Source organism: Streptomyces sp. NPDC001750, assembly GCF_042892615.1.
Classification (GTDB): domain Bacteria; phylum Actinomycetota; class Actinomycetes; order Streptomycetales; family Streptomycetaceae; genus Streptomyces.
Genome location: NZ_JBIAUE010000021.1, coordinates 105,426 through 127,239, shown reverse-complemented (window position 1 = coordinate 127,239; position 21,814 = coordinate 105,426). Strand labels below are relative to the sequence as shown.

Genomic DNA, 21,814 nt, shown 5'->3' with positions numbered 1-21,814 from the left:
TCTCCCCCGGGGGTTTTTTTTATTTTTTGTTTTTTTCCCCCGGTTTTTTACCCCGGTCGACCCCGCCCCCCCCCCCCGGGGGGTTGTGGTGTGCGTGGTGGCCCCCCACCAATACCACCACGCATGGAGAACCGGCCGCCAGGCCCCGACACGACCTAAGGCGCACCTCCACCCGCGCGGAGAGGACGCCCCCTACTTCGGCGGACACGGAACCGCGCGGCCGACTCGCTCCCACCAACACGAAGAGCACAACCGTCACCGTCAGTAGCGGCGGTAACCCTCCACCTCCTCGCCGACAGAGGCCGAGCGGAACCCAGGTAGTTGGAACCCGAGCCACCCCCTAGGTTTTACCGAACCTTTGCGCCGTAAGCAGACTTCCACCCTCTCCACCCCTCCCCCACTCCGACTCGGTGCGCTCTTTCCCCGCCCACGAGGACAACACCGCAATAGCGATCAAGATCAAGCACCCCAAATCGTGAAGGGCCATCCCCGCAGGCGCGGGGTCGACGTCCACATGTAAACCGGCATACCGACGACGCCCGGACCATCCCCGCGGGCGCGGGGTCGACTCACGCCAGATGCGGTTGGCGTCCTCGTCCGCCGGACCATCCCCGCGGGCGCGGGGTCGACCGAGCGGCCTTGGCCGAGAGGAGTCCACGGACAGGACCATCCCCGCGGGCGCGGGGTCGACCGGACGCTGGCGAGCTGCTGGCGCTGGCGCGGCGGACCATCCCCGCGGGCGCGGGGTCGACACTGGGCGTTGCGGTTCCCGACCACGTGGGAGAGGACCATCCCCGCGGGCGCGGGGTCGACAGCAGTTCCACGAATTTTGCGGCCTGATCGACCGGACCATCCCCGCGGGCGCGGGGTCGACAGCGCTAGTGGTAGCGCTAGACCTCTACGTGTCGGACCATCCCCGCGGGCGCGGGGTCGACGTTGAGCTGCCTGCCCCATGCGAGGAAACGCTCGGACCATCCCCGCGGGCGCGGGGTCGACATCCGGCAGGATTGGTCTCGTACATCAGGTTCCGGACCATCCCCGCGGGCGCGGGGTCGACGACGACGACAGCACTCGATCGAGTGCCCACACCGGACCATCCCCGCGGGCGCGGGGTCGACACTTGTTGAGCTGGGGCTTTATCGGGCGGGGTGGCTGTTTTCGTTTAGTTGCTTTTTGGGGCGGGCTGAAAGGATCAGCCCATCGAAGTCGACGGGCTGCCAGCGATCGCGGCCTGCGGTGCGGACGGCCCATCCCTGTTCGTTGGCGGCGGGTTCGATGAGGATGGCCTGGCCGTCGCCGATACGGGTGGCCAGGAGTTCCCAGACGCGGTCGCGGACGCGGCGGCTGGGGTTGCCAACGAATACGCCGGCGCTGGCCTCGACCATCCAGCGGGTGAGGTGTCCGCGGAGGCCTTCTGGGGCGGCGATGAGGATGATGACGGTCATGGTGTGGCTTCGGGGTCGTCGATTTCGGGTCCGATGACGGCGATGTGGTTGTCGGTCATTCCGTGTGCCGACAGGTCTGCGTGGCCAGCGTAGTTGGTACCGCCCGGGACAGTACCGAGGTGCTCGTCCCACAGGAGGTTGGCTTCGGGGTCGTCGAAGTCTGTTCCTTCGGGGGTAAGCAGGTTCTTGACGTCGGTGACGATGCGGCCGAGGAGTTTGTCGCGGGCGATGAGGTCACGAAGTCCGAGACGTGCGTCGCGTTCTTCGGTGAGGCCTTGCGCGGCGAGGTCGAAGGCGAGCGGGATGGTGTATTCGGCCTTGTAGAGGTCGGCGATGTCCAGGACAAAGGATGTGGCTTTGCCGGTGTGTACGAAGCCGAGTCCTGGACTGGCGCCGAGTCCGATGATGACGGCGTGGCAGATGCCGTAGAGCGCGGCGTTGGCGGCGGACAGGAGGCGGTTGAGGTCGTCGCCCGCTGCGAATGCGTCGCCGGCCTTGTAGACACGGCCGTTCCAGGGAACCCCGGTACGGTCCGCCTGGGCTCGGTAATACTTGCGGATGCGCGTCCCTTCGCGTCCGCGGAGTTGCTGCATGGTGAGGGTGGAGACGTCCTCGCCAGGGAAACGCATGCTGTACATGGCGCGGGCGACGGCAAGGCGTTCCTTGGGGCGGGTGACGAGCCAGGCCTGGCGGTGGAGAAGGCCGGCACCGCGGCTGGGGCCGAGGCCAGCTGCGTACATGCGGACGCCTTGTTCACCGACCCAGCACACGGTGGTGCCGGAGTCCGCAAGCAGACGGATGGCGCCGTGGGTGGCACGCGTGCCGGGGCCGAGGAGCATGACGGCCACCATGGCTGCGGGTACCCGGACGGTTTGCTGCTTGTTGATGATGACGACGGCGTTCTCGTCGCGGTCCAGGTGGCTTCGCTCGACGTAGACGCTGGAGACACGGTCGACGAGGCGGTGCAGGTCCTGGGGGTCGGCTTTCCACCAGATATCGGGCACGGCTGTTCATTCCCTTTCGGGGAGTGGGGCGAGGGTGAGCAGTCCGCACCCGTAGGCCTTGGAGGGGCCGATGCCGGCGAGGAGGCGCTCGGTGAGGAGGGCGGGGTCGGTGATGCGCAGGCGCCCTTCGAAGGTCACGGAGTTCATGACGACGTGGGCTTCCTTCGCGGTGCTGGGCCCTTTGCCGAAGGAGTGGCGTTGGCGGGCTGTGATGCGGATGTCGCGAGGTGGTTCGTCGTCCGTGTCGTGGGTTCCGTCCAGGTGGGAGGCGGGGGGGACATCGAAACCCCAGCGTGCGGTGCGGGTGAGGAACCAATTGAGCTGGGCTGCGGCGGTACGGTGGCCGATGCGGAAGCCGCGCCGGTGGCCCGCCTCGATTCGTTCCTGTTGGCGCATGGTGGGTTTGTCGGGCCGGTTGGTGTTCTGGACGGGGTTGGCGGTGAGGCGGAAGGCGAAGCTGCGGCCCGGTGCCAGCTGCTGCAGGAGCGGGGCGTAGTCGCGCACGGCGTAGTGCTCGCCGTCGGCGCCGGGCCATCCTGCCTGTTCGACCAGGTGGGTCCAGTCCGGTTTGTCGGTGGTGAGGACGAACAGTTGGGGACGGTGGGGGTTGTCCGGGTCGAGTCGCCACAGGGTGCGTTCCTGGTCGGGCAGGCCGGGCAGGCCTCCTTGAACTGCGGCGTGCATGGCGCGCGGGCTGGCGAGGAGTTTGCGGCTTTCGGCGCGCAGCGGGTTGATGCGGATGCGGGAGAGATAGGGCATGTCGGTCACCAGCCGAGAAGGGCGAAGGGGTCGTGGCCGCCGGTGGTCCGGGGCCGTGCGGGATCGGGTGTGAGGCCGGTGGGGGCTTCGAGGTAGGTGTGCCGGGTACGTCGGGTGGTAAAGGTCCGGCTCGTGGGAGCGAAGGACAGGGGGACGTCGTCGCGGACTTCGTCTCCTGCCGGGTCGTCGAGAGTGGCGGGAAGGTCGATGTGCGCGGCGTCGCCGTTCTCGCGCCCCCACCGCTTGCGTACCGCGTGGGCGGCCTGCCAGGGCTCCGCACGCAGAACGTCCTCAAGCGATCCGATGCGCTGCCCCAGGGCCAGGGGCTGAGCGGGTACGCAGGATCGGCGGCCGAGAGCGAGCGGGAAGGCAGGGTGGCGTACGGCGTGTTCAAGGGTGGTGATGAACTCTTGGGGACCTTCCACGGCTGCGAGGAAGACGGCGTCCTGGAGGTAGAAGCGCTGGGTGATGTGTGTGTGCTTGGCGGGTGAGGTGGGTTTCTGCACGCCCTTGGCGGTCACAGCGGCGGAAAGGAGCGGCTGGCCTCGGTAGTCGCTGACAGTGTGGTAGTCACGCAGGATGCTGCCGGGCTGGTCGATGCGGATGCCGAGCCCGAGCCCGGCGAGGTCGTCCAGGGCGGCGTGGCGGGGGCGTCCGGCGGCGGCGGCGAGGAGTCCCACGACTCCGGATTTTGTGGGTTCGGGCCGGGTTTCACGGCGGTTGAAGGTGCTGCGGTCGCCCCATGACTGGAGGGGGGCGGCAAGCCGCAGCAGGAGGACGGAGGTGGGCTCGGGGGGTGTCACGCCTGTTCCCCCAGGGCGGTGGTGATGCGGGTGCGCAGGGTCGTGCGCAGGTCGGCGAAGGTGACAGGTTCACCGAAGGCCTGAGTGAGGGTTTCGGCGGTGTCCTTGGTGCGGGGTTCGCGGGTGGTGAAGGTGTGGCTGGCCGCTCCGTAGAGGGGGGTGTCGCCCCATACCTGTGTGGCGGTGATGTGTTCCTCGGCGAGGCGACGGGCGGAGTTCGCCTGGATGCCGGCTTCCGCCGCGACGGGTTCTTCGAAGGCGGAGACCAGGTTGACGGGCTGGTCGGTGCGCACGACGACCGCGACGAGGCTGGGGCGGGTGCGATGGGCGAAGGAGTTCTGGTAGCCGGTGGGGGCGGACAGAGCGAAGCTGTCGACGAACCGGTCGAGGGCGTCGAGGGCGGCCTCGGTGTCACCGCCCAGGTTGTTGGTGAGCTGGGCGAACCCGACGGTGGCGTAGCGGTAGAGGGTAGCGGAGTTGAAGCCGATGGTGCCGATCATCCCGGCACCGGTCTCGTCCTGTTCGTTCTGGTCGTCGACGGCGGTGAAGTAGTCGAACTCGAGCTGCGTCTCGTGGGTGGAGATCGCGTGGGCCACCTGTACGGCGGCGTCGACGTTGAGCTTGGGAATGTCGGCGACCATGCGGCCGAACAGGGCGACGCCCACGGGGTGTCCGGTCTTGAAGTTCTCCGCGACGGCCAGTTCCTTGACTGCTTCGGTCAGGGCCTTCTCATCCAGTGCTGCGAGGTCGGCGGCGCCGTCCGTCACGAGGGCGGCCACGGCGTCGAGCTGGGCGTTGCCGTAGAAGAGGAGGTAGGCGGTATCGCTGGCCTTCTTGCCCTGGCTCAGGCCGAGCTGGGCGAGCAGGGCGGTGGCGATCCGGTCGGCGTCGTCGCGGTCCAGGCCGGTGTTCCGCGAGATCCGGGTGGCCAGTTCATGGGTGATGCGCTTGGTGCGGGTGGCGCGGTCGGGCTCGGGAGCCTGGGTGTCGAAGTGCTGGCGGGACGCCCGCTTCCACGCCTGGGAGGATACGCGGGAGCGGCGGACACCGCCGTAGATGGCTTCCTTGGGGTTGCCCTGGTCGTCTCGGTTGAGGTTGGCGGGCGGAACGGTCTGAATGACGTGCATGTCGATGTAGAGGCGCTGGGTCATCGGGTTGCTCCAGGTCGTGTGAGTGAGCGGTAGTCGGACGGTCTGTGGTCGGCACGCGTGCGGGCGCGCAAGCAGGACGAGAACATCTGTGGCAGGGCGGACGCGGGTGCGTCGAGGGTCAGCGGCCGGATCGCGGAGCCGTTGCTCCCTGGGTCCAGCCGTAGTAGTCCAGGCCCCAGCGGCGGCGCACGCGGGAGCGTGACTCGGGCCGGTTCCAGTCGTGTATGTCGGAAACCAGCCGGTTGTAGTCGAGGGGCTGCTTGATGTCCTTGAGCTGAGTGACCAGGCCTCGCAGACGCATCTGGAGCGCTGCCGTCGACGTTGCGGAGAACGCCTGCTGGAAGCGGGAGTCGATTGCCTCGTCACTGGTGCGGTCGTGGCGCCGGAGTTCAAGCATGGCTCGGCCGAGGCCGACTCCGTCGCGGTGCATCGGCCGGCCCTGGCTCTGCTGGTGCAGTCCGTAGAGAGCGAGCGCAATGTGCTCGGCTTCCTGCTCGGTCGAGACCTCCCCGCGGCGGGCGGCGAAGTCGTCGACCGGGCAGGTGTAGAACGGGAACATCTCCAGCACGGTCCCGGCGGGGCGGCCCAGGCCTCGCCGCAGAATCGCGAGGTCCTCCCCGGGCGGGCGTTTCTCCGCCGCAGTGCCGTTCTTGCGACGCCAGGTGCCGTCTGCGGCGATGTGACGGTGCCAGATTCTCTGCTTCGTAAGGTCTTCTTCGGTCATGACCGTGTCCAGACGTGATGAGGGACGCTGTGTTACAAAGGGCTTGCTGCGCTGCCTCGGAGGGCATACCGGATGGCTCCGGCCAGGGCATGGCGGATATGGGGCACCTCAGTAGGCACCTCGTCGCCTACTGGCCGTCAGGACTGTGGCCGTTCCTCCGAACGGCGTCGGCCCTGTGAAGGATCTCCGCACGGCGCTTGAGGAAGAATGCCTCGGCCAGCGAGACGCGATGCGTGCGCTCGGGCTTTCCCTCCCCCTGGGAGACGCTTCTCCCTACGAACGCTCCGACCGGCACCGCCTGCAGGAGGCGGTCGGCGACCTCCCAGCTCCGGCGCCAGGCAAGCTGCTCCCAGGCGAGCTGCCCCGCCTCGATCCGCTCCAGGTCCTCCACCCCCCTCATCCCGGTCATCAACCGTCGCACCAGAGGGTCCAGAGCGTGCAGGACGAGCTCGCCGGGGCGCTGCCCCTTGTCCCAGGGGATCGGTTCGGTGCCCAGGGCACGCCGCAGATCAGCCGAGAGATGGTTGACGGCCGTGGCCAACTGCTCTGCCTGTTCCGCTACTTCGAGAAGCGCGGAGCGGACGTCGCTGTCCGCTTCGAGCGCGGCCAGCGGGAGGGGCAACGCGTCGAACATCACGTCGTCGATGACGGCCGACTGATTGCCGTACGCAACGCCTGAGAGTTCCACACGGAGCGGATAGGCCTCGCCGAGGTCAGGCGCCAGGGAACCGGCCTGGTCCAGGAGCTTACTCGTGGCGAATCCGCTCGTTTTCTCCCCGGCCTCCCGGGACTGCCGCTCGGGTGCCAGGAGCGCATCCAGCCCGCGCCACGCGGCCTTCCCTGGTTGGAGGCGCAGAGGACGGCGGGGCGGAGTTGCGCCGCCTCTACTTCTCCCCGCGCTCCGGCCGCCGGTCGGCTCTACACGCCACATGGTGTGCGGCTCGGTTTCGGGTGTGTGAGGCATCCGGTCCCCCGCGGCGACCAGTACGCGCGTCACCCGCAGACCTTCGTCGATCACTTCTGGAAAGAGCCGGATCCGGCGGGATTGCCAGGTCCACAGATCCAGGAGTCCTTCGGGTGCCCGCTCCTGCCACTGGGGGGTGCCCGCCGCCCGTGGATCCGCGGGCTCCCGCCTCTTCCACTGCGGCAGATCGGTCGATGCCGGCGGCGCCCCGACCGGGAGGTTCAGCAGGAGTGTCTCGAACAACGTCGTGCCGACCAGCAAGGTGACACCCATCTGCCCGAGCGGCCCCGTCGGATTCCCGGTTGTCTTTCCCGCCTTGGCTTTCAGGTCGCCCACGACACCTGTTTTGATCGCTGCGGTGTCCCAGCATTGCGTGTGCAGCAGCCAGTGCGCTGCCTGCGCCGGAGTCAGCGAGAAGGAATCGTACTCTGTACGCGAAGCGAACAACGGCACGTTGTTGCCAGTGGCGGCCGTCGCGACGATCAGCCCGACATTCTTCGTCTCCCCCTTCGTGGTACGCAGCCCAGCAACCTGCCCGAAGGGCTGCACCGGACTGAAAAGGTCGAACAGCCCGCAGTCCGCGTCCAGGTACTCCTCAAGCCTTCGCCGTTGTGCCTGCGACCACTGTCCCGCCGAGAACCAGTTCATCCACTCGCGCTCGTCGGCCGGACGGCCCAGAGCGTCGAGGATCACGGGCAGCAGAACCTGTCGGAACACGGCCGGCCTCTGAGTGGGAAGCTCCACCACCAAGTCACCGAACTCGTGCGCCTCCAACAACGCCGTACGCAGCGAGCGTTCCCGCGCCGGCCCCCCTACGGCTGGCGGTAATAACAACCAGGGATCGTCCGTCAGGGAAAAGCTATGAACCATCAGTCCCCCTAAATGGAACCTTGTCTGTTTAAAGCTAGCAGTGACATTGAGGTGCACGCACACTTTCTCCACATTCAGGTGCAACAATCCGGCCATTGCCCCCGCACCCACCGGGCCACCTGGCTGGACTGCGGGGATGGTCCCCTTGTCTGTTTGCGTGACAGAACGGGAATCACGTGGTCCCCGCGCCACGCGGGGCACTGAGCCGCCGGGCGTCAGCCCGGCGGCTCGCCGCACCGCTTGAGCCCAACTGCAGCCGCGCACCGGTCATCGAAGCCTCTACACCTGACGGAGCCCGAACTCGTCGTCGTACGACACCGTGACGTCGCCCAGCTGAGCAGTGCGCGAAGCGTCCAGCACCAGCGCACGACTCCGACGCAACCACGGATGCTCGTGCCAGCCGGGCAACGGCCCCAACTCCGAAGCAGATTGGGTGAGCTTCGACGGCAGCCGCACAACCGAGCCCAACACCTCGTCCAGCACATCCGGTGCCACATCGCCGTTGATACTCAAGGCTCGGCCCGCCAGCGTCCGGAAGACCGCATCGTCCTTCTCCCGGATCACCAAGACGACCTCAATGGACTCATCACCGTCGCGAACCGCCGCCTGCAACGAACCTTCGTCACTGCCCGCGGTCGATCCGCCGTAGTGCAGACCCGCCAACGTCCGCCTTTCATGCTCACCCTGCGGAGTCAGCAAGAACTGCTGCGCCTCCTCGGCACGGGCCCGGTCCTGGTCCTCCTGCTCCCGGCAGGCAGCCTCACCGGCCTCCTGCCACCCATCGGGCAGCAGCGACGCGTCCGCCCCATACACCGTCTCCACCAGCCCAGGAACATCTTCTGGAACCGACCACACTTCGCCTGCGTCGGGCAGCACAGCAGCTGTTCGCAGCAGCAGATGACGCCCGTAGATCATCTCGCTGGCAAACGCGAACGCCGGTTCACGGCCCTCACGCGGCTCGAACCCGGTAACGAACACCCGTGGCACGCGCAGCTTGTCCGGGCGCCATGTGTTTTCATGCCGATGCAGGCGCCCTACGCGCTGCAGCAGGAGATCGACGGGTGCCAGATCCGTGACCAGCATGTCGACATCGACGTCGAAGGACTGCTCAGCAAGCTGAGTTGCCACCAGGATCAACCGGCCACCCCGGGACCGCGGCGTCTGCGGACCCAGCAGACGCAGGCTCTCCTCCGTCAGATCGGCACGCCTGGCAACCGTGAAACGGGCGTGCAGAAGGCGCACTTCGTCATCACCGAACCGCCCACGCAGCTCCTCGTAGAGACTCTGCGCCCGCGCAACGGAGTTACGGATGACGAGCGCGGTCCCTCCGGCGACGAGTTCGCTCGCCAACAGGTCCCCCACCCTCGCATCCGCCTCGCCCTGCAACCGCTCCCGCTCCACACGGGAGGACCGAGCACCAGGCACTGCCTCGGGCACTACCCGAACCGCCACGCCGAGGTCCTCGCGCCAGCTGTCCGTAGCATCCACGTGGAACTGTGGCTCCCCCGAGGCGGGCAACCACGCCGCTGTGACACTCGGGTACCCCGATGGTTTCGGCACCTCGACCCGGAGCTCCTCACGCGACGCTGCACCGGTCAGGTAAGCCTCGACCAATGCTTGGCGCTGTACGGGGGCGAGCGTCGCCGACAGGATGAGCACCGGCACTCCGGCCTGGCCCAGCCAGCGCAGCGCCTCCCGCAGAAACTGGCTCATGTAGATGTCACACGCGTGCACTTCGTCCAGAATCACGACCTTGCCGGCCAAGCCCGCCATCCGCAGCATCACATGCCGTGTACGGGTAGCCGCGTACAGGAGCTGATCGACCGTACCGACCATGAACGGGGCCAGCAGTCCACGCTTCGCCCCCAGAAACCACTCAGCAGGCGCCTGCCGCTCCGGCACGCGGCGCACCTCGGGCTCAATGCCGTATGGGTCGTCATCCAACCCGAACTCGTCCACCCCGCAGAATGCCTCGTCCGCATACGCCCCTGCGTTCTCCAGCAGAGCTTTCCACTCCCGGTTGAAAGCCCTCTTGCCGTGCAGCAGTACTACCCGGGACGCAAGTTGCTCCTCGATTGCCTTCACCCACCGACGCGTGCGGGTGAACATGGGATCACTGGTCGCCTGGGTCGGCATTCCCACGAACACGCCATCCGCGCCGAACCTGGCCGCCAGGACTTCCGCCGCGGCCTGAGCTGCCTCCGTCTTTCCCTCGCCCATCGGCGCTTCGACCACCACAAGCCCCGGACCGCCCATTCGACGAGCCGCCTCAACCACCATCGCCTGCGAGGGCCGGGGCGCACACCCAAACCGGTCTCGGAACGCCTCGGGCCCTGGCACGTCCAGAGCCCCCCAACCGCCCTGCAGCCCCAGAGCCTGCCACGCCGACGCCGCCCGCTCACGGGAAGCGTCCAGACTCACCTCCCACAAATCATCGATCCCCACGAAGAAACGCTCGTCACTCGCGATCCAGTCCGCCATGACTACCAGGCCGCTGAGCTGCAGCTGGAGCGCCCTGGGCGGAACCACCACCGGCTCCACCCCGTAGAGCGCTCCGAACCCGACCTCCTGGGTGAACACATCGAGCAACGCTTGCTGAACCCGACGCCACACTCCCCTCCCCCGCAACTGCCCCTTCGCCGAACGAGGCTCCTGCACATCCCGAAGCGAAGGAAACGCACCATGATGGCCAGCCACCAACGGCCACACCCAGTCCAACTGCTCCGCATCCCACCCAGCATCGGCCAGCAACTCTCGCGCCACCAGCCCGCCGGCCCAGTCGTGACGCCAACGCTTCTGCTGCTTCGCCCCCGCCACAGCAGCCGTCTCAACCCACGTCAGCCCCGACCGACGCACAGCGTCCGCACCCTCCGGCCACAATCGCTGATGTGCCGGCGTCGCCTTACCGCAGTCGTGAACCCCGCACAACCAGGCAAATAACCGTCGTCCCTGCCCTGGCCCACCTGCAACCTCATCCAGCGCCGACCGTGTCGAACGCGCAAGGAAGCTGTCCCACAGCAGCTCCGCAACCGCCGCGGTATCCAAGAGGTGCGCCATCAGAAGGTTCGTGCTACCCCCTGCCCGCTCCCGCGACTTTCCCCACATAGTCTCCAGCGCCCTGACCTCGAATGGCTCGTAACGCCCACTTAACTCCTGAAGATCCACCATGTCCCCGCACGCTCATCCAGAACTGAGTTCCAGAGCGTAAAGGCCACCACTGACAACATGGCTCAGCTGCGGAAACACTCAGGTCTCTGGGGGCAAAGCCACAATCCCCGCAGGCGCATCCTGCAAGGCCGTAGCAATAGACGGTTGCCCCGGCAGGCACGGCGCTCAACGTGTCGTAAACCAGGTTGGCGTTCTCCCCGCGCACCGGGCCGCGCAGCACCTCGACCGGACCATCCCCGCGGGCGCGGGGGCGGCCGTTCAATCGCCGCCTGTTGGGACTGGAGCCCCGGACCATCCCCGCGGGAGCGGGGTCGACGAACTTGGCGTCGTTGGCGAGTGCGCCCACTCGGACCATCCCCGCGGGCGCGGGGTCAACCCCTCCTCGCCCTGTTGCTGCTCACAGACCCCCGGACCATCCCCGCGGGCGCGGGGTCAACCCGATGATGTCCGACCTTCGAGAGTCCGGGGCGGGACCATCCCCGCGGGCGCGGGGTCAACGCTGGGACAGCGATCCACGGGTGATCCCGATCAGGACCATCCCCGCGGGCGCGGGGTCAACTCATCGTGTGTCTCCTCGGCGCGGGCCCGCCAGGGACCATCCCCGCGGGCGCGGGGTCAACACTTGTTGAGCTGGGACTTTACTGAGTGGAGTGGCCATTTTCATTTGGTTGCTTCTGAGGCGGGCCGGCCTGGGCCAACATCCGCTCCAGCGCCCAGGGCACCCATAGACCTCCGCTGGAAGGGACGGACCCATCACACCACGCACGATGCCGGGCCAGCGGTGAGCACGGATAAACAAGCTCCACGTCGGCCTTCGTCGTTGCCGTGCGCGCTGTGCGCTCGCACAGTCTTCGCAACCGGGGCGCCTGGAACTTGGCTCGACCTCCAGCCCCGGTCTGACCCACGCGATCGACACCTCCGCCGCGGAAACTCATGACGGCCAGAGCCCAGAATCCCCGGTGCGGAACCTGCCGTCGATCCGCTCTCGGTGCGGGCCCGTCAGCCTCGATCTCCCGGAATCCACGCTGGCAGAACAGTCCACGACGGGCGGGTGGGACCGTCAAACGACGCTCCCATCCACGCGTCACCGCAAAAGCCCAGGTCACAGCCGCCCAAGGGACCTCATTGATCCGCAAAGAATCACATTCGCTGCACCACCGTGAGGCATCCGCTGCACACAAAACACCCCCACAAAGACGCATTTCCCCAGGTCAGAACGATTCTGCCTGGGGATACTCGGTGGGGCGGGTGGGACTCGAACCCACGGCCGACGGATTATGAGTCCGCTCCCCCGTTGCGGCACTTCATGCGGTCTTGTGTGATCCAGTACGACCCTATGCGGTTCAGTGCAGGTCAGCGACGTGCCGCACGCTCACGGTAACGCTTGGAATCCGATCCTGTGTGATCGCGTACGAGCGCGTTATGAAGCGTTCGGGCGAGCAGCGGGCGAGCAGAAGGGGCCTGCCACCTGCGGCGACAGACCCCTTCACGTGCACTCACCGAACAGCCTAGGCGTCTTCCTCGGTACCGTCCTCCTCTTCCCCAGACCCGTCCTCGGCCTGCTCGGCCTGCTCGACTGGCTCGTTCTCCGCTCCGCGCCGGGCGCGCGGGACCAGGCCCGCAGCCCTCTCCGCAATGTCCCGGTCGACGTCTTCGAGCAGCTCGGTGTAGGTGTCCGAGGTGAGCTGGATCGTCGTGTGCCGCAGCACCTTCTTCACCGCGTGAATGTCGCCACCACCGGCGTGCACGAGCGTCGCCGCCAGGTGCCGCAGGTCGCGCAAGTTGATGGGCGGCAACCCCGCCCGCCGGTAGATCCGCCGGAACTCCTCGCTGACCTTCTCCGGGTGCAGCCACGTCCCATCGACGTCGACGAACACCTTCCCCCTGTCGACCCAGTCCGCGACGTCTTTCCCCTTGGCCCGCTCGGCGGCGGCGTGCCGGTTCCACTCGTCGCGCTCGACGAGCTGCCGCGCACGGTGCTCGCGCAGAACGGCCACGTTCAGCGAATCAAGTGCGATCGTCGACTGCGACTCCTCCGTCTTCGGGGCATCCTCGAAGACCGCCCAGTTATCGACCACAAGGTTCTTCGACGGCGTGATGAGACCGGCGTCCAGGTCGACGTACGACCACTCCTGCCCGACACCCTCACCGCGGCGTAGACCACGAAACGCGATCAGGTGGTAGAAGGCGTACAAGCGCGACGACTCGGCCTCGTCGAGGAACTGGCCGAGCTGCTCAGGCGTCCAGACCATGACCGGTGACGGCCTCTCGCCGGTCCGCTGCCAGTGCTCGACGTGCTGCGGCGTCCACAGCTTCGCCTTCGGCCGCTTCCCTGACGCGAGCTCCACCCACTCGGCCGGATTGAATGTGATCAACTGCTTCCGGATCGCCCCATTCAGCGCGGCCCGAAGCGTCGCCCGTATCCGCTGCTGCGTCGCGGGCCCGGTCTCCTTCCGGTACGGAGGCATGGCCTTGAGCTTCTCCCGCTCAACCGCCAGGCGCGCAGACACCTCCGGAGACGGTCGGCCGCCCTTCGTCCCCGACCGCCACCGGCAGCGCGCTTCCTGCTCGCGGCGCCGCTCATTCTCGGCGCGGATCACCTCGTTCTGCTCGTCTATGTTGTCGAAGAACGCCTGAGCGTGGCCGACGTTGAACCGGTCGAGCCGGTAGTGCCCGACACCCGGCCGTAGGTGCACACGGATGTGCGACTCATAGCCGCTCGTCGTGCGCCGTTTCGTCTTCTTCGCCGCGAGCCACGTATCCAGCCACTCGCCCACCGTCGTATCGCTGTCGAGCGCTACCCCTCCGGCCAGGCGCCGCTTCACCTCGGCAGCATCAGGAATGTCCGCACGGTCGCTCTGGACCTCCACGAGCAGATCGCCGATCTGCCGCGCGTAGAACTCGTCATCGCCGGCGAGGTCGAGGAGCCTGCGGACCTTGTCGAGATCCCCCTGAGCCTCCTTGACCTGCGCGTACCCGGTCCGGCGGAACACACGACGCGTGCCGTCAGCAGCGGCTGGCAACTCCTGCCTCAACTGAAAGGTGCCGTGGTTGCGCTTCGTGAGCTGTGGGCACCGCCCCCCTAACCTGCGCCCGTCACCTCCACGGCACTCGCACCGTTTCGTGATCCCGCCGGCTCGTCGCGGCCCAGCCATGTTCCCTCCCTGGAAGTGCTCAACAACGTAGCTGCGTGTTGTTCCGTAGCAACCAGTCCGATACTGTACGAAACAGTAGCGCACAGTAGTGCGCAGTAGTGCGTAGTTGCGCGCAATCATTTTGAGGGAGTAGCGCCCATGTCGGAACTGCTGAACGCCGATGCTCTGACGACGGCGGATCTGCTCAAGCTGCCGCCAACGGTTGACGTCGCGACCGCAGGCCGGGCCATGGGCATCTGCAGGGACACCGCCTACATGCTCGTCCGATCCGACGCTTTCCCCTGCAAGGTCATCAAGGCTGGCGCACGGCGATACCGCGTCGTCACCGCCGACCTGCTGCGTGTCCTCCAAGTGCAGGCTCCTGCGGACCACTCCGCCGGACCGGCCGCGCCCTGACCACCCACTGAGCCACTTTCCATCCCCCACGCGCGGGCCCGGCCTCCCACCCTTCCGGAGGCCGGGCCCGCTGCGTTCTCGGGTCAGGTCAGGGGCGCCAGAACTCCTCGGTGGGCCGCCACGGCTCCGGAGCAGGGGGCAGCGCGCCGAACCGCGGAAGACGAACACGCTCCGCCGCGTTCTGGGGGGCGGTCTCCTCCACGGCCGCGGCATGGCCTTCGGCCACACCGGAGGGGACCCACTGGTGGCCGTCCCACTCCAGCATCCCGCGGGCCGTATCCGGGTCGACGTGCCCACCCCGCGCGGGGCCCTCACCGAGAGGAACAGCCCTGCGTGCGCCAGGCGCGGGACGGCGGGCATCCCGGCGCGCGGCCCACTCGTCCAACGGCTCGTCGGCCACCGGATTCCCCTTTCCTTGTTCCTGATGTCGTCAGTTGCCTTGGTACAGCTGCCAGTCGGCAGGGGCGAGGAGTGGAATGTCCGCATTCCCCGCCTGGGTGAGCGAGCACGTCCAGGCGGTGAGCTCGGGGCGGCCGGTACGGATCCACTCCGTGACGTACTGCTCGACCTGGTCGGCGAGTGCCTGGGAGGCGCGGCCGGGGGTGAGGTGGAGCCCGCCAGGCTGGACAAACACCGCAGCGTCGGCGTCGGCGTCGACCAATGCGCACCCGGTGTAGTCGGTGGTGCCCTCGGCACCGGCGCAGGTGGTGCGCGTGTCGTGGGCCGCCAGGTGCATCCACAGATCCACGTAGTCGCCGCGCGGGTCCAGGCCCTCAAGGACGGCGCGCGGACGAGCGTCGGCGGGGTCCGGGACGGGGAAGTCACGGCTGCGCGTAGCTGGCGACGTTGTGGCCCCGGCGTAGAGCGGGCCGCAGGCGTGCATGAAATCCGCGTTCACCACCAATTGCCCGACGGGGCCGTCGGCGGTGCGGGTGACCCTGAGCAGGGGGTGGAGACCACCGTGCGCGACGGGTGCCAGGACACAGCCGTCCGGGGCGAGCTGGTCGAGCCATGCCGGGGCGATCCCGGCGATCCCGCAGGTCACGACGATCAGGTCGTAGGGGCCGCCGGCCGGGTGCCCGACGTATCCGTCCCCGGTGTGAACAGTGACGTTCGGGGCGTCGGCGCGGGCCAGCGCGGCGCTGGCCTCGGTGGCGACGAGGCTGGACACCTCGACGGTGTGGACGTCCGCCTTGGTGATGTGGGCGATCAGCGCGGCGTTCCAGCCGGTGCCAGCCCCGATCTCCAGCACACGCATCCCGGGCCGCAGCTGGGAGGCCTCCAACATCTTGGCGACGATGGAGGGCTGGGAGGTGCTGGAGAATCCGCCGGCGTCGTCGGCGGGGATGTGGGTCATGATGCCGCGGTCGGCGTACGCGAGGGCGAGCAGTTCGGCGTCCGGCTGGTCCGGGTTGACCCGGGTGTGCTGACCAGTGGCGTAGTGCCCCGTGAGGAACGCATGCCGGGGGACGGCTTCGATCGCCGCAGCCACCGCGTCGGACCGGATCGCACCCTTCGCCCGGAGGTCGGTGGTCAGAGCTCGGGCCATGGGCACCCAGTCGACAGTCACGGTCATGGGCGGTCACTTCTCCTGCGGGTTGTAGCGAATGATCGGCGTGTAGATACGGGTCGGGTCGTTCGGTTCCCCGGCGGGCCGGCCGTCGGCCTCCAGCCAGGCGTGAACCTGGGCGGTGCCGGGCTGGATGCCGATCACGAGGGAAGGGGTGTGGCCCTGGGCGCGGCAGTACAGCAAGGCGGCGACCGAGCGAGGCAGGCAGGCTCGGGTACCGCCGAGGCGGAGGTCCGCGGTGCAGACCGCGAGCACGGCGTGCTCGGTCTCCGCTGCGGTGGAGAGGCGGCCGGCTCCCTGCTGGATCACGGCCAGGGCACGATTCAGTCTGGGCGTGTTCGCAGTGACCCACCGGGCGGTCATTCCGTCCGCGCGGGCGAGTACGTACTGCCACGGGCTGAGCTTGATGCGGGGTGGCAGTGCGACGGGAAAGCTCACTGGCGCGTCACCGCCCCGGCCTCCTGAAGGGCGCCGATGAGGGTGTCCAGGTCGGTCCGGAGGCGTGCCACGGGGACATCCGGCCAGCGGTGGACCAGCTGGCGTTCAACGTCGGCGACGGTGCCGCCGCGCGCGAGCTCGGTGAGGGCCACGACCGCGGAGGGGTTGAGGGTCCACGCGCGGGTGTCGGGTGTGACGAGGGTGCCCCGTCCGGTAGCGGGGTCGGTCACAATCTGTGCTCCGGTTGCCAGGGTCAGCATCGCGCCTCCACAGAGGGAACGAGGGTGGGCAAGGGGCGGTTGCTCGCTGTGCGGGCCCAGATCTCGCACATCACGGTCAGGTGCAGCAGCAGATCCGTCCGGGCGTCCGCCTGGTCCCACCTGTCGAGATCCGTCCGGAGACGAGCAACGTCGATGAGGCCGTGCTCGGCGAGCTGGCAGTCGGGGCCGAGCAGCAGGAGGAACGTCTCCCGCGCGGCGGCTGCCGCTGCCTCGGTGTCGGCGCTGTAGCCGCCCTTGGTGCGGCGGGCCAGGTTGGCGGCGGGCACGATGCCGCGCATCGCCGCCGTCAGCAGCGGCTTGTTCTGGAACGGGCTGGTACGGGCCTCCCCGCGGGTCGCGAGAGCGGCCTCGATGACCTGCTGATCGGCGAACGGGTACCCGAGGTGGATGCCGAACGCCGCCCCCGCGTCGGCCTGGAGCCGGTTCCAGCGGGCCAGCGCCCGAATCGCTGCTGCCGCAGTGTGCTGATGCGGCCGTTCGTGCAGCGGCTCCGCGCCCGCCGCCACGGTGCTCACCAAGTCGGCCAGCACGGTGCGAGCCTGGTGGGTGAGCCACGGCGGAAGAGACGGACGGGCCTCCCACCCGAAAGACGGCTCATCGCTGCTGGCGAGGCAGTTGGCGAGCCAGTCCGTGAAGGGGCCCGGTGCCGCGGCCTGTTCCCGGATCTGCTTGACGGGCACCCCGCGCAGAGCGGCCCAGCCCCGCGCGTGCTGCCGCGCGGTGCGCCGGTCACGGCCACGGGCATGCGCCAGGTAGGGGGCCGGGGTGAGCGTCATCTCGTCGCCGCCCTTTCCCGACAGCAGCACCCTGGCCCCGGCCCCAGCCACGTGACGCCACCAGAAGGCCGACCGCAGCGGACTCGCCGCGGAGGGCGACGGCGCGTCCAGTACGAACGGCACGTCCATGCCTTCGAACTGGCCGGGGAGGGCGCCCACTCCGAGAATGTCGTGCCGGACTCCGGGCTGGGACTCGGCCACCAGACGGCGGGCCCAGTCGGTGTCGTCGTTGCCCGGGTCGGCCGGTACCCGGGTGAAGTTGGCCAGCCGTTCGCTGCCGACATGAGCGTGGGCCAGGGCGGAGACGGCGGTGCTGTCGGCGCCTCCCGACAGTTCGCAGCCCACCACCGGCTCGCTGGCGGTGCGAACGGCCACTGCACGGCGCAGCGCGTCCCGCAGCACGGGGGCCGCTTCGGGCAGGGTGCGTTCATCGTCGGGGACCGTCCACCACCGTCGCACCGTCACCCGCTCCCCGTTCTCGACGTATGCGACGCTGCCGGGCGGAACCGCGTGCACGCCCTCGTAGGGGGTGGAGCCGGACTCTGCCAGTGCCAGGGGTGGGACCGGGCCAATCAGGTGCAGCGCGAGGTGCGCGGTGTCGGTGGTGACTGCCCCGGCGGCCTCGGCCAGCGGCCGGGCGTGATCGCCGAGCACTACCGTGTCGGCGATCCGGGCCCAGAACACCGGCCGCATCCCGGCCGCATCCCCGCACACCCACATCTCGCGGCCGACGGCCATCACAGCGTGGTAGCTGCCGGCCCCGCGCATCAGCGCCGTGACCGTGCCGCCGACGACGGCCGCAGACAGCGCCTGGGCCAGTTCCTTCTCGTCGACACCATGTGGTCCTATCAGTGCCGCGGACACCCGGGCCGTGTGCACGACGGTCACGGGCCGGGTGGAGCGGCCGATGATCCAGGGCTGCCCTCCACGCTGGGCCAGGATCTGGGCACAGGGGTCAGCGTCTCTCAGACAGGCGGTGGCCCGCCGTGCTGCCGAGGAAACCCCCGGCAGCACGGCGAACCACTCAGCGAGCGTTAAGCGCACGTCACTGCCACTTCACGGTGTGGTAGTCGCCGTCGTCGCTCTGCCCCGTGGAGTACGAGCCCTCGGCCAGCGAGGTCAGCGTCCCCACCAGGGTCGCGGCCGGCGGCTCGTAGGCCACGACGGGAACGGTGCCGCCGGGCGCCCTCTGCTCGGTCTGCATCATGCTCTTCTCCTTCATCTCGATGGGTGTGCACGTGGATTGCAGGTTGCGCACCACGCTTCAAGCAGCCCGGAGCGACCACCACATCCGTGGCGCCTCCGGGACGTCTCAGGGTCAAGCGCGGGTGCTAGGCACAGGCACCTCGGGCGAGGCACCGAACACCTCCGCCTCCTCGTGCATCAGCAGCAGGAACCGAGCCACCTGGGGCGAGACCAGCAGGTCCGCCACACCGCCCTGCACGGGCACGGCAAGGACGTGCTCCGCGATGGTGAGCGTCTTGGTGACAATGTCGCGCAGTGGCCCGGGTGCAGCGTCGGCGAATCTCTCTCTGACCGCGTCGACCTGCTCTCGCACGTGACCAGACAAGGCTTCCCGTAGTCGCTCCACCACTGCGGCCGGCGGCTCCGACCCATCGGTCAGGGCGTCGACTGCCACCGCGATCGCCTCGGCACAGTCCCGCCGGACGGCTTCAGTGTTCAGGGGGCTCGTCACGGCTCTCCATTCCTCGGGCAGGTGAGACACGCGGGCGCCGTGGTCATCGGCCCTGCTCTGAAGGCGCCCGGCTGTCGCGCTGACAAAAGAATCTCCACGCGCGCCTGAGCGCACGCCGTTTCTCGCACGGCGCACCGACACGGCAGGCCGCACACGCCAGGGTGTGGCCCAACAGCGCTCGGTACGTCGACTCCGCAGCGTCCACGGCCGCCTCATCCATGACCGTCCGCCTCCGCCTCCACCGCCAGGCGCTCCCGGGCACCTCGCTGGTAGGCGCCGTAGGCGACGAGCTGCGAGACAGCATCCGGGCTGCACAGGGCTCCGGGGCCGTCCATCGGCACACACCAGTAGGAGCGGGACAGGTCCGGCTCGGTCCGCTGCGGGTGCGGGACGCCGAGGAAGCAACCGGGGCCGAGGCATTCGACACCCGGCACCACACGGCCGACCCACTGCGTGCTCGCCGGGACGAGCACGTAGTACCGCCGAGAGGACGTGTCGATGAACACGGGACCGCCCTGGAGGCAGCGCTTCAGATAGACGCCGATCCGCTCGGGGTCCTCGGTGCCGGCGGCAGCCTGCACGATGTCAGCCTCGATACGGACCGCGGTAAACACTCCGCCACATCGCAGGAGCGCGATGCCCGTCTTCGCCCACTGGGCGCGGGCCTCACCCAGGTCCGGAGCCGCGCTGAGCAGCCAGTGGCTGACCGCCAACTCCCGGTCTCTCCTGGAGTGCACGAACACGGGACGTCTACTGGAGTCGGGGTGGTGGAAGCTCATCGCGGATCGGCTCACGTCAGCCTGCTTCCGGCAGGCTGACCGAGGCGTTGGGCACCGCGCCAATGCACGCGGTGAAGGCGTGGCGCTCCAGCAGCCAGCCCTGAACCTCGTCGTTGGCACCCCAGGCGGAGGTAACGACCCCGTCAACCTGACCGGAATCGATCAGCTCGGCTACGCGCGGCCAGAGAGGCGCCCGCATCGCCGGCGTTCCGAGGGGCGCCGTGTCGGAGAGTTCCTCGACGATCGTCCAGTCTCGCGCCGCAGCGAACTTGCGGTGCGAAACCAGCGACCGGCCGCTTCGGGGCGTCGGCTGGCAGTCGTACAGCACGACTCGGACACGGGGGATACGCGCGCCAGGCGCCTCACGAAGTCCGCTGTCTGCGGCCTCCGCAATAGCCGATCGGCGAGCCCGTTGCTGTGGGGTCCGGTTCATGTAAATACCGTCCTCCCAAAGGGCCTTGGCATGAAGAAGCGCCCCGTACGACTCTGCCGATTCATCAGGCAGCGAGTCGTACGGGGCGCGGTGACGAAGAGGGACCGTGCGTCACAACTCGTACGGGACGTACGAGTTTTACAGCGCCGTCTTTGCGGTGGCGGGCATGTAACTGCCCACCCCTGCCGGGACTAAGCCGATCAGCTTCGACACCCGGCGCAGCCGAGCCGTACTGGCCCGCCCGACCTTCTGCACGATCACGGACGGCAGCGTCTGATGACGCGCCCACCCGGGAGCAGCACGCAGAGTCTCCTCCAGGGTGTCCAGCGACGCGTCGTACATCTTCGCGTCTGCCTGCGCCATCGCCTTGTCCATGGCGTACCGGTTGCGAGCTGCGCCGGAGAGCTCCGACACGTCCTTGATCGAGTCGATCAGCGCGAGCGCCTTCCCGGTCTGTCCGAGAGCCACGTTCACGCCGACTGCCTGCGTCGTCGCCGACACCGGGCCGAAGAGCGTGCCATGGGCTCGACGTTCGGCCCCCATGCGGGCACCCGTCGCGTGGGACTGCGACAGATAGTCCGCGGCCCGGTCCCCGTTACCCATCCGCGAGGCGACGACCGCCGCGAAGTTAACGTGACTGCCGTACGCGCACAGTTCGTCCACCGTCGCCCTCGAGAACCGGGGCTCGATGTCGAGGGCCGATTTCTCCGCCAGGACGAGCGCCTCGTCCAGCCGCGCGTCCCGCAGGTAGATCCAGGACCGGCCCGACGTCACCAGGGCTGCCCGCATGCCGTCTGCCGCCCGGTCCGCTGCCTGCTGCGCGTGGCCGATCGCCGCATACGCCAGGTCCCTGGATCCCATGAGGTTCGCTACGTACGCGGCGAGCCGGTAGGCGTCGGCGACGAACCCCCATCCCTCGGACTGCGCGTCAGCAGGCTGCTCGTGCACGTGGGCCCTGGCCTCCGCGAGGAGCATCGCCGCGACCGCACCGGCCTCCACGTAGGACCCCTCCCAGTACAGGCCCCAGCACCGGTTCGTGGCCTGCCGGAGCTCTGCTGCTCCCGGCGCGGTAACCCCGGCCGGGAGCAGCCCAACAGCCGTGTCGTGGACGGCGCAGGACAGTTCACGCATGGTGACCCGGTCCTCGACGTCCATGGCCCGTCGCGGCTCCTGCTGGCCGAGAATGACGGAGGTGTCCACGCGCACCGCAGCAGCGATCTTCATGAGCGTCTGCAAGGTGAGCCGCTTGTCCTGCTCAGCAGCCTGAATCGTGACCAGCGACAGGCCGGTCATTTCCGCGAGATCCGTCTGCCGGATTTTCTTCCCTCGAAGGATCTTGATGCGCTCGCCGGTCGTGTATTCACTCCAACGTGGCATGCTTGTCTCCATTCCTAGCGTCCAC

Annotated in this window: 20 protein-coding genes and 2 CRISPR repeat arrays; of the genes, 1 reads left to right on the top strand and 19 read right to left on the bottom strand. The window is 68.5% G+C overall.

Annotated elements, in window-relative coordinates; genetic code table 11:
• Window positions 1–480: 480 nt before the first annotated feature.
• A CRISPR array of direct repeats spans window positions 481–1,118; the repeat unit is 28 nt; unit sequence GGACCATCCCCGCGGGCGCGGGGTCGAC.
• 18 nt (window positions 1,119–1,136) lie between these two features.
• The 9 genes from cas2e to xerC all read right to left on the bottom strand — a co-directional run bounded on the left by cas2e (window position 1,137) and on the right by xerC (window position 14,043).
• Complete coding sequence (cas2e, locus tag ACFYY6_RS28425; protein ID WP_351630959.1) at window positions 1,137–1,445, bottom strand: type I-E CRISPR-associated endoribonuclease Cas2e; 309 nt, start codon at window positions 1,443–1,445, stop codon at window positions 1,137–1,139.
• Complete coding sequence (cas1e, locus tag ACFYY6_RS28420; protein ID WP_351524038.1) at window positions 1,442–2,449, bottom strand: type I-E CRISPR-associated endonuclease Cas1e; 1,008 nt, start codon at window positions 2,447–2,449, stop codon at window positions 1,442–1,444. The genes cas2e and cas1e overlap by 4 nt, the downstream gene beginning before the upstream one ends.
• A gap of 6 nt (window positions 2,450–2,455) precedes the next feature.
• Window positions 2,456–3,208, bottom strand: coding sequence for a type I-E CRISPR-associated protein Cas6/Cse3/CasE (cas6e, locus tag ACFYY6_RS28415; RefSeq protein WP_389196280.1), 753 nt, complete (start codon window positions 3,206–3,208; stop codon window positions 2,456–2,458).
• Window positions 3,209–3,213: 5 nt separating this feature from the next.
• The gene (cas5e, locus tag ACFYY6_RS28410; protein WP_351524039.1) at window positions 3,214–4,011 is read right to left on the bottom strand and encodes a type I-E CRISPR-associated protein Cas5/CasD; all 798 of its coding nucleotides are present in this window, start codon (window positions 4,009–4,011) and stop codon (window positions 3,214–3,216) included.
• A complete protein-coding gene (cas7e, locus tag ACFYY6_RS28405; RefSeq protein WP_351524041.1) occupies window positions 4,008–5,162 on the bottom strand; it encodes a type I-E CRISPR-associated protein Cas7/Cse4/CasC in 1,155 nt (384 codons plus the stop codon). Before cas7e ends, cas5e begins: the two co-directional genes overlap by 4 nt.
• Before the next feature lie 118 nt (window positions 5,163–5,280).
• Window positions 5,281–5,886, bottom strand: a complete 606-nt coding sequence (gene casB / locus ACFYY6_RS28400; protein WP_351630967.1) for a type I-E CRISPR-associated protein Cse2/CasB — start codon at window positions 5,884–5,886, stop codon at window positions 5,281–5,283.
• A gap of 127 nt (window positions 5,887–6,013) precedes the next feature.
• A complete protein-coding gene (gene casA, locus ACFYY6_RS28395) occupies window positions 6,014–7,816 on the bottom strand; it encodes a type I-E CRISPR-associated protein Cse1/CasA (RefSeq protein ID WP_351630969.1) in 1,803 nt (600 codons plus the stop codon).
• A 183-nt stretch (window positions 7,817–7,999) separates the two neighbouring features.
• Window positions 8,000–10,888, bottom strand: a complete 2,889-nt coding sequence (gene cas3, locus ACFYY6_RS28390) for a CRISPR-associated helicase Cas3' (RefSeq protein WP_389196275.1) — start codon at window positions 10,886–10,888, stop codon at window positions 8,000–8,002.
• A gap of 227 nt (window positions 10,889–11,115) precedes the next feature.
• Window positions 11,116–11,508: direct repeats of the CRISPR family, unit length 28 nt; unit sequence GGACCATCCCCGCGGGCGCGGGGTCAAC.
• Between the two features lie 888 nt (window positions 11,509–12,396).
• A complete protein-coding gene (gene xerC / locus ACFYY6_RS28385) occupies window positions 12,397–14,043 on the bottom strand; it encodes a tyrosine recombinase XerC (RefSeq protein ID WP_389196273.1) in 1,647 nt (548 codons plus the stop codon).
• Between the two features lie 138 nt (window positions 14,044–14,181).
• Between xerC and ACFYY6_RS28380 the strand changes: the two genes are divergently transcribed.
• On the top strand, window positions 14,182–14,439 hold the full coding sequence (locus ACFYY6_RS28380) for a DNA-binding protein (RefSeq protein WP_389196271.1): 258 nt from the start codon (window positions 14,182–14,184) through the stop codon (window positions 14,437–14,439).
• 88 nt (window positions 14,440–14,527) lie between these two features.
• Here the strand turns inward: ACFYY6_RS28380 and ACFYY6_RS28375 are convergent, their stop codons facing one another.
• The 10 genes from ACFYY6_RS28375 to ACFYY6_RS28330 all read right to left on the bottom strand — a co-directional run bounded on the left by ACFYY6_RS28375 (window position 14,528) and on the right by ACFYY6_RS28330 (window position 21,789).
• Window positions 14,528–14,839: a DUF6087 family protein gene (locus tag ACFYY6_RS28375; RefSeq protein ID WP_389196269.1), complete on the bottom strand. Its 312-nt coding sequence runs from the start codon at window positions 14,837–14,839 to the stop codon at window positions 14,528–14,530.
• Window positions 14,840–14,869: 30 nt separating this feature from the next.
• The gene (locus ACFYY6_RS28370) at window positions 14,870–16,015 is read right to left on the bottom strand and encodes a protein-L-isoaspartate O-methyltransferase (protein WP_389196267.1); all 1,146 of its coding nucleotides are present in this window, start codon (window positions 16,013–16,015) and stop codon (window positions 14,870–14,872) included.
• A 6-nt stretch (window positions 16,016–16,021) separates the two neighbouring features.
• The gene (locus ACFYY6_RS28365) at window positions 16,022–16,447 is read right to left on the bottom strand and encodes a lasso peptide biosynthesis B2 protein (RefSeq protein WP_389196265.1); all 426 of its coding nucleotides are present in this window, start codon (window positions 16,445–16,447) and stop codon (window positions 16,022–16,024) included.
• Window positions 16,444–16,707, bottom strand: coding sequence for a PqqD family peptide modification chaperone (locus ACFYY6_RS28360; RefSeq protein WP_389196263.1), 264 nt, complete (start codon window positions 16,705–16,707; stop codon window positions 16,444–16,446). Before ACFYY6_RS28360 ends, ACFYY6_RS28365 begins: the two co-directional genes overlap by 4 nt.
• Window positions 16,701–18,392 (bottom strand): asparagine synthase-related protein, encoded by a 1,692-nt coding sequence (locus ACFYY6_RS28355; protein ID WP_389196261.1) that lies wholly within the window; start codon window positions 18,390–18,392, stop codon window positions 16,701–16,703. The genes ACFYY6_RS28360 and ACFYY6_RS28355 overlap by 7 nt, the downstream gene beginning before the upstream one ends.
• A gap of 157 nt (window positions 18,393–18,549) precedes the next feature.
• On the bottom strand, window positions 18,550–18,711 hold the full coding sequence (locus ACFYY6_RS28350) for a hypothetical protein (RefSeq protein ID WP_389196259.1): 162 nt from the start codon (window positions 18,709–18,711) through the stop codon (window positions 18,550–18,552).
• 111 nt (window positions 18,712–18,822) lie between these two features.
• Window positions 18,823–19,200, bottom strand: a complete 378-nt coding sequence (locus tag ACFYY6_RS28345) for a hypothetical protein (RefSeq protein ID WP_389196257.1) — start codon at window positions 19,198–19,200, stop codon at window positions 18,823–18,825.
• A 212-nt stretch (window positions 19,201–19,412) separates the two neighbouring features.
• Complete coding sequence (locus ACFYY6_RS28340; protein WP_389196255.1) at window positions 19,413–19,994, bottom strand: hypothetical protein; 582 nt, start codon at window positions 19,992–19,994, stop codon at window positions 19,413–19,415.
• Window position 19,995: 1 nt separating this feature from the next.
• Complete coding sequence (locus tag ACFYY6_RS28335) at window positions 19,996–20,307, bottom strand: hypothetical protein (RefSeq protein WP_389196253.1); 312 nt, start codon at window positions 20,305–20,307, stop codon at window positions 19,996–19,998.
• Window positions 20,308–20,550: 243 nt separating this feature from the next.
• Window positions 20,551–21,789: a helix-turn-helix domain-containing protein gene (locus ACFYY6_RS28330; protein ID WP_389196251.1), complete on the bottom strand. Its 1,239-nt coding sequence runs from the start codon at window positions 21,787–21,789 to the stop codon at window positions 20,551–20,553.
• Window positions 21,790–21,814 lie beyond the last annotated feature (25 nt).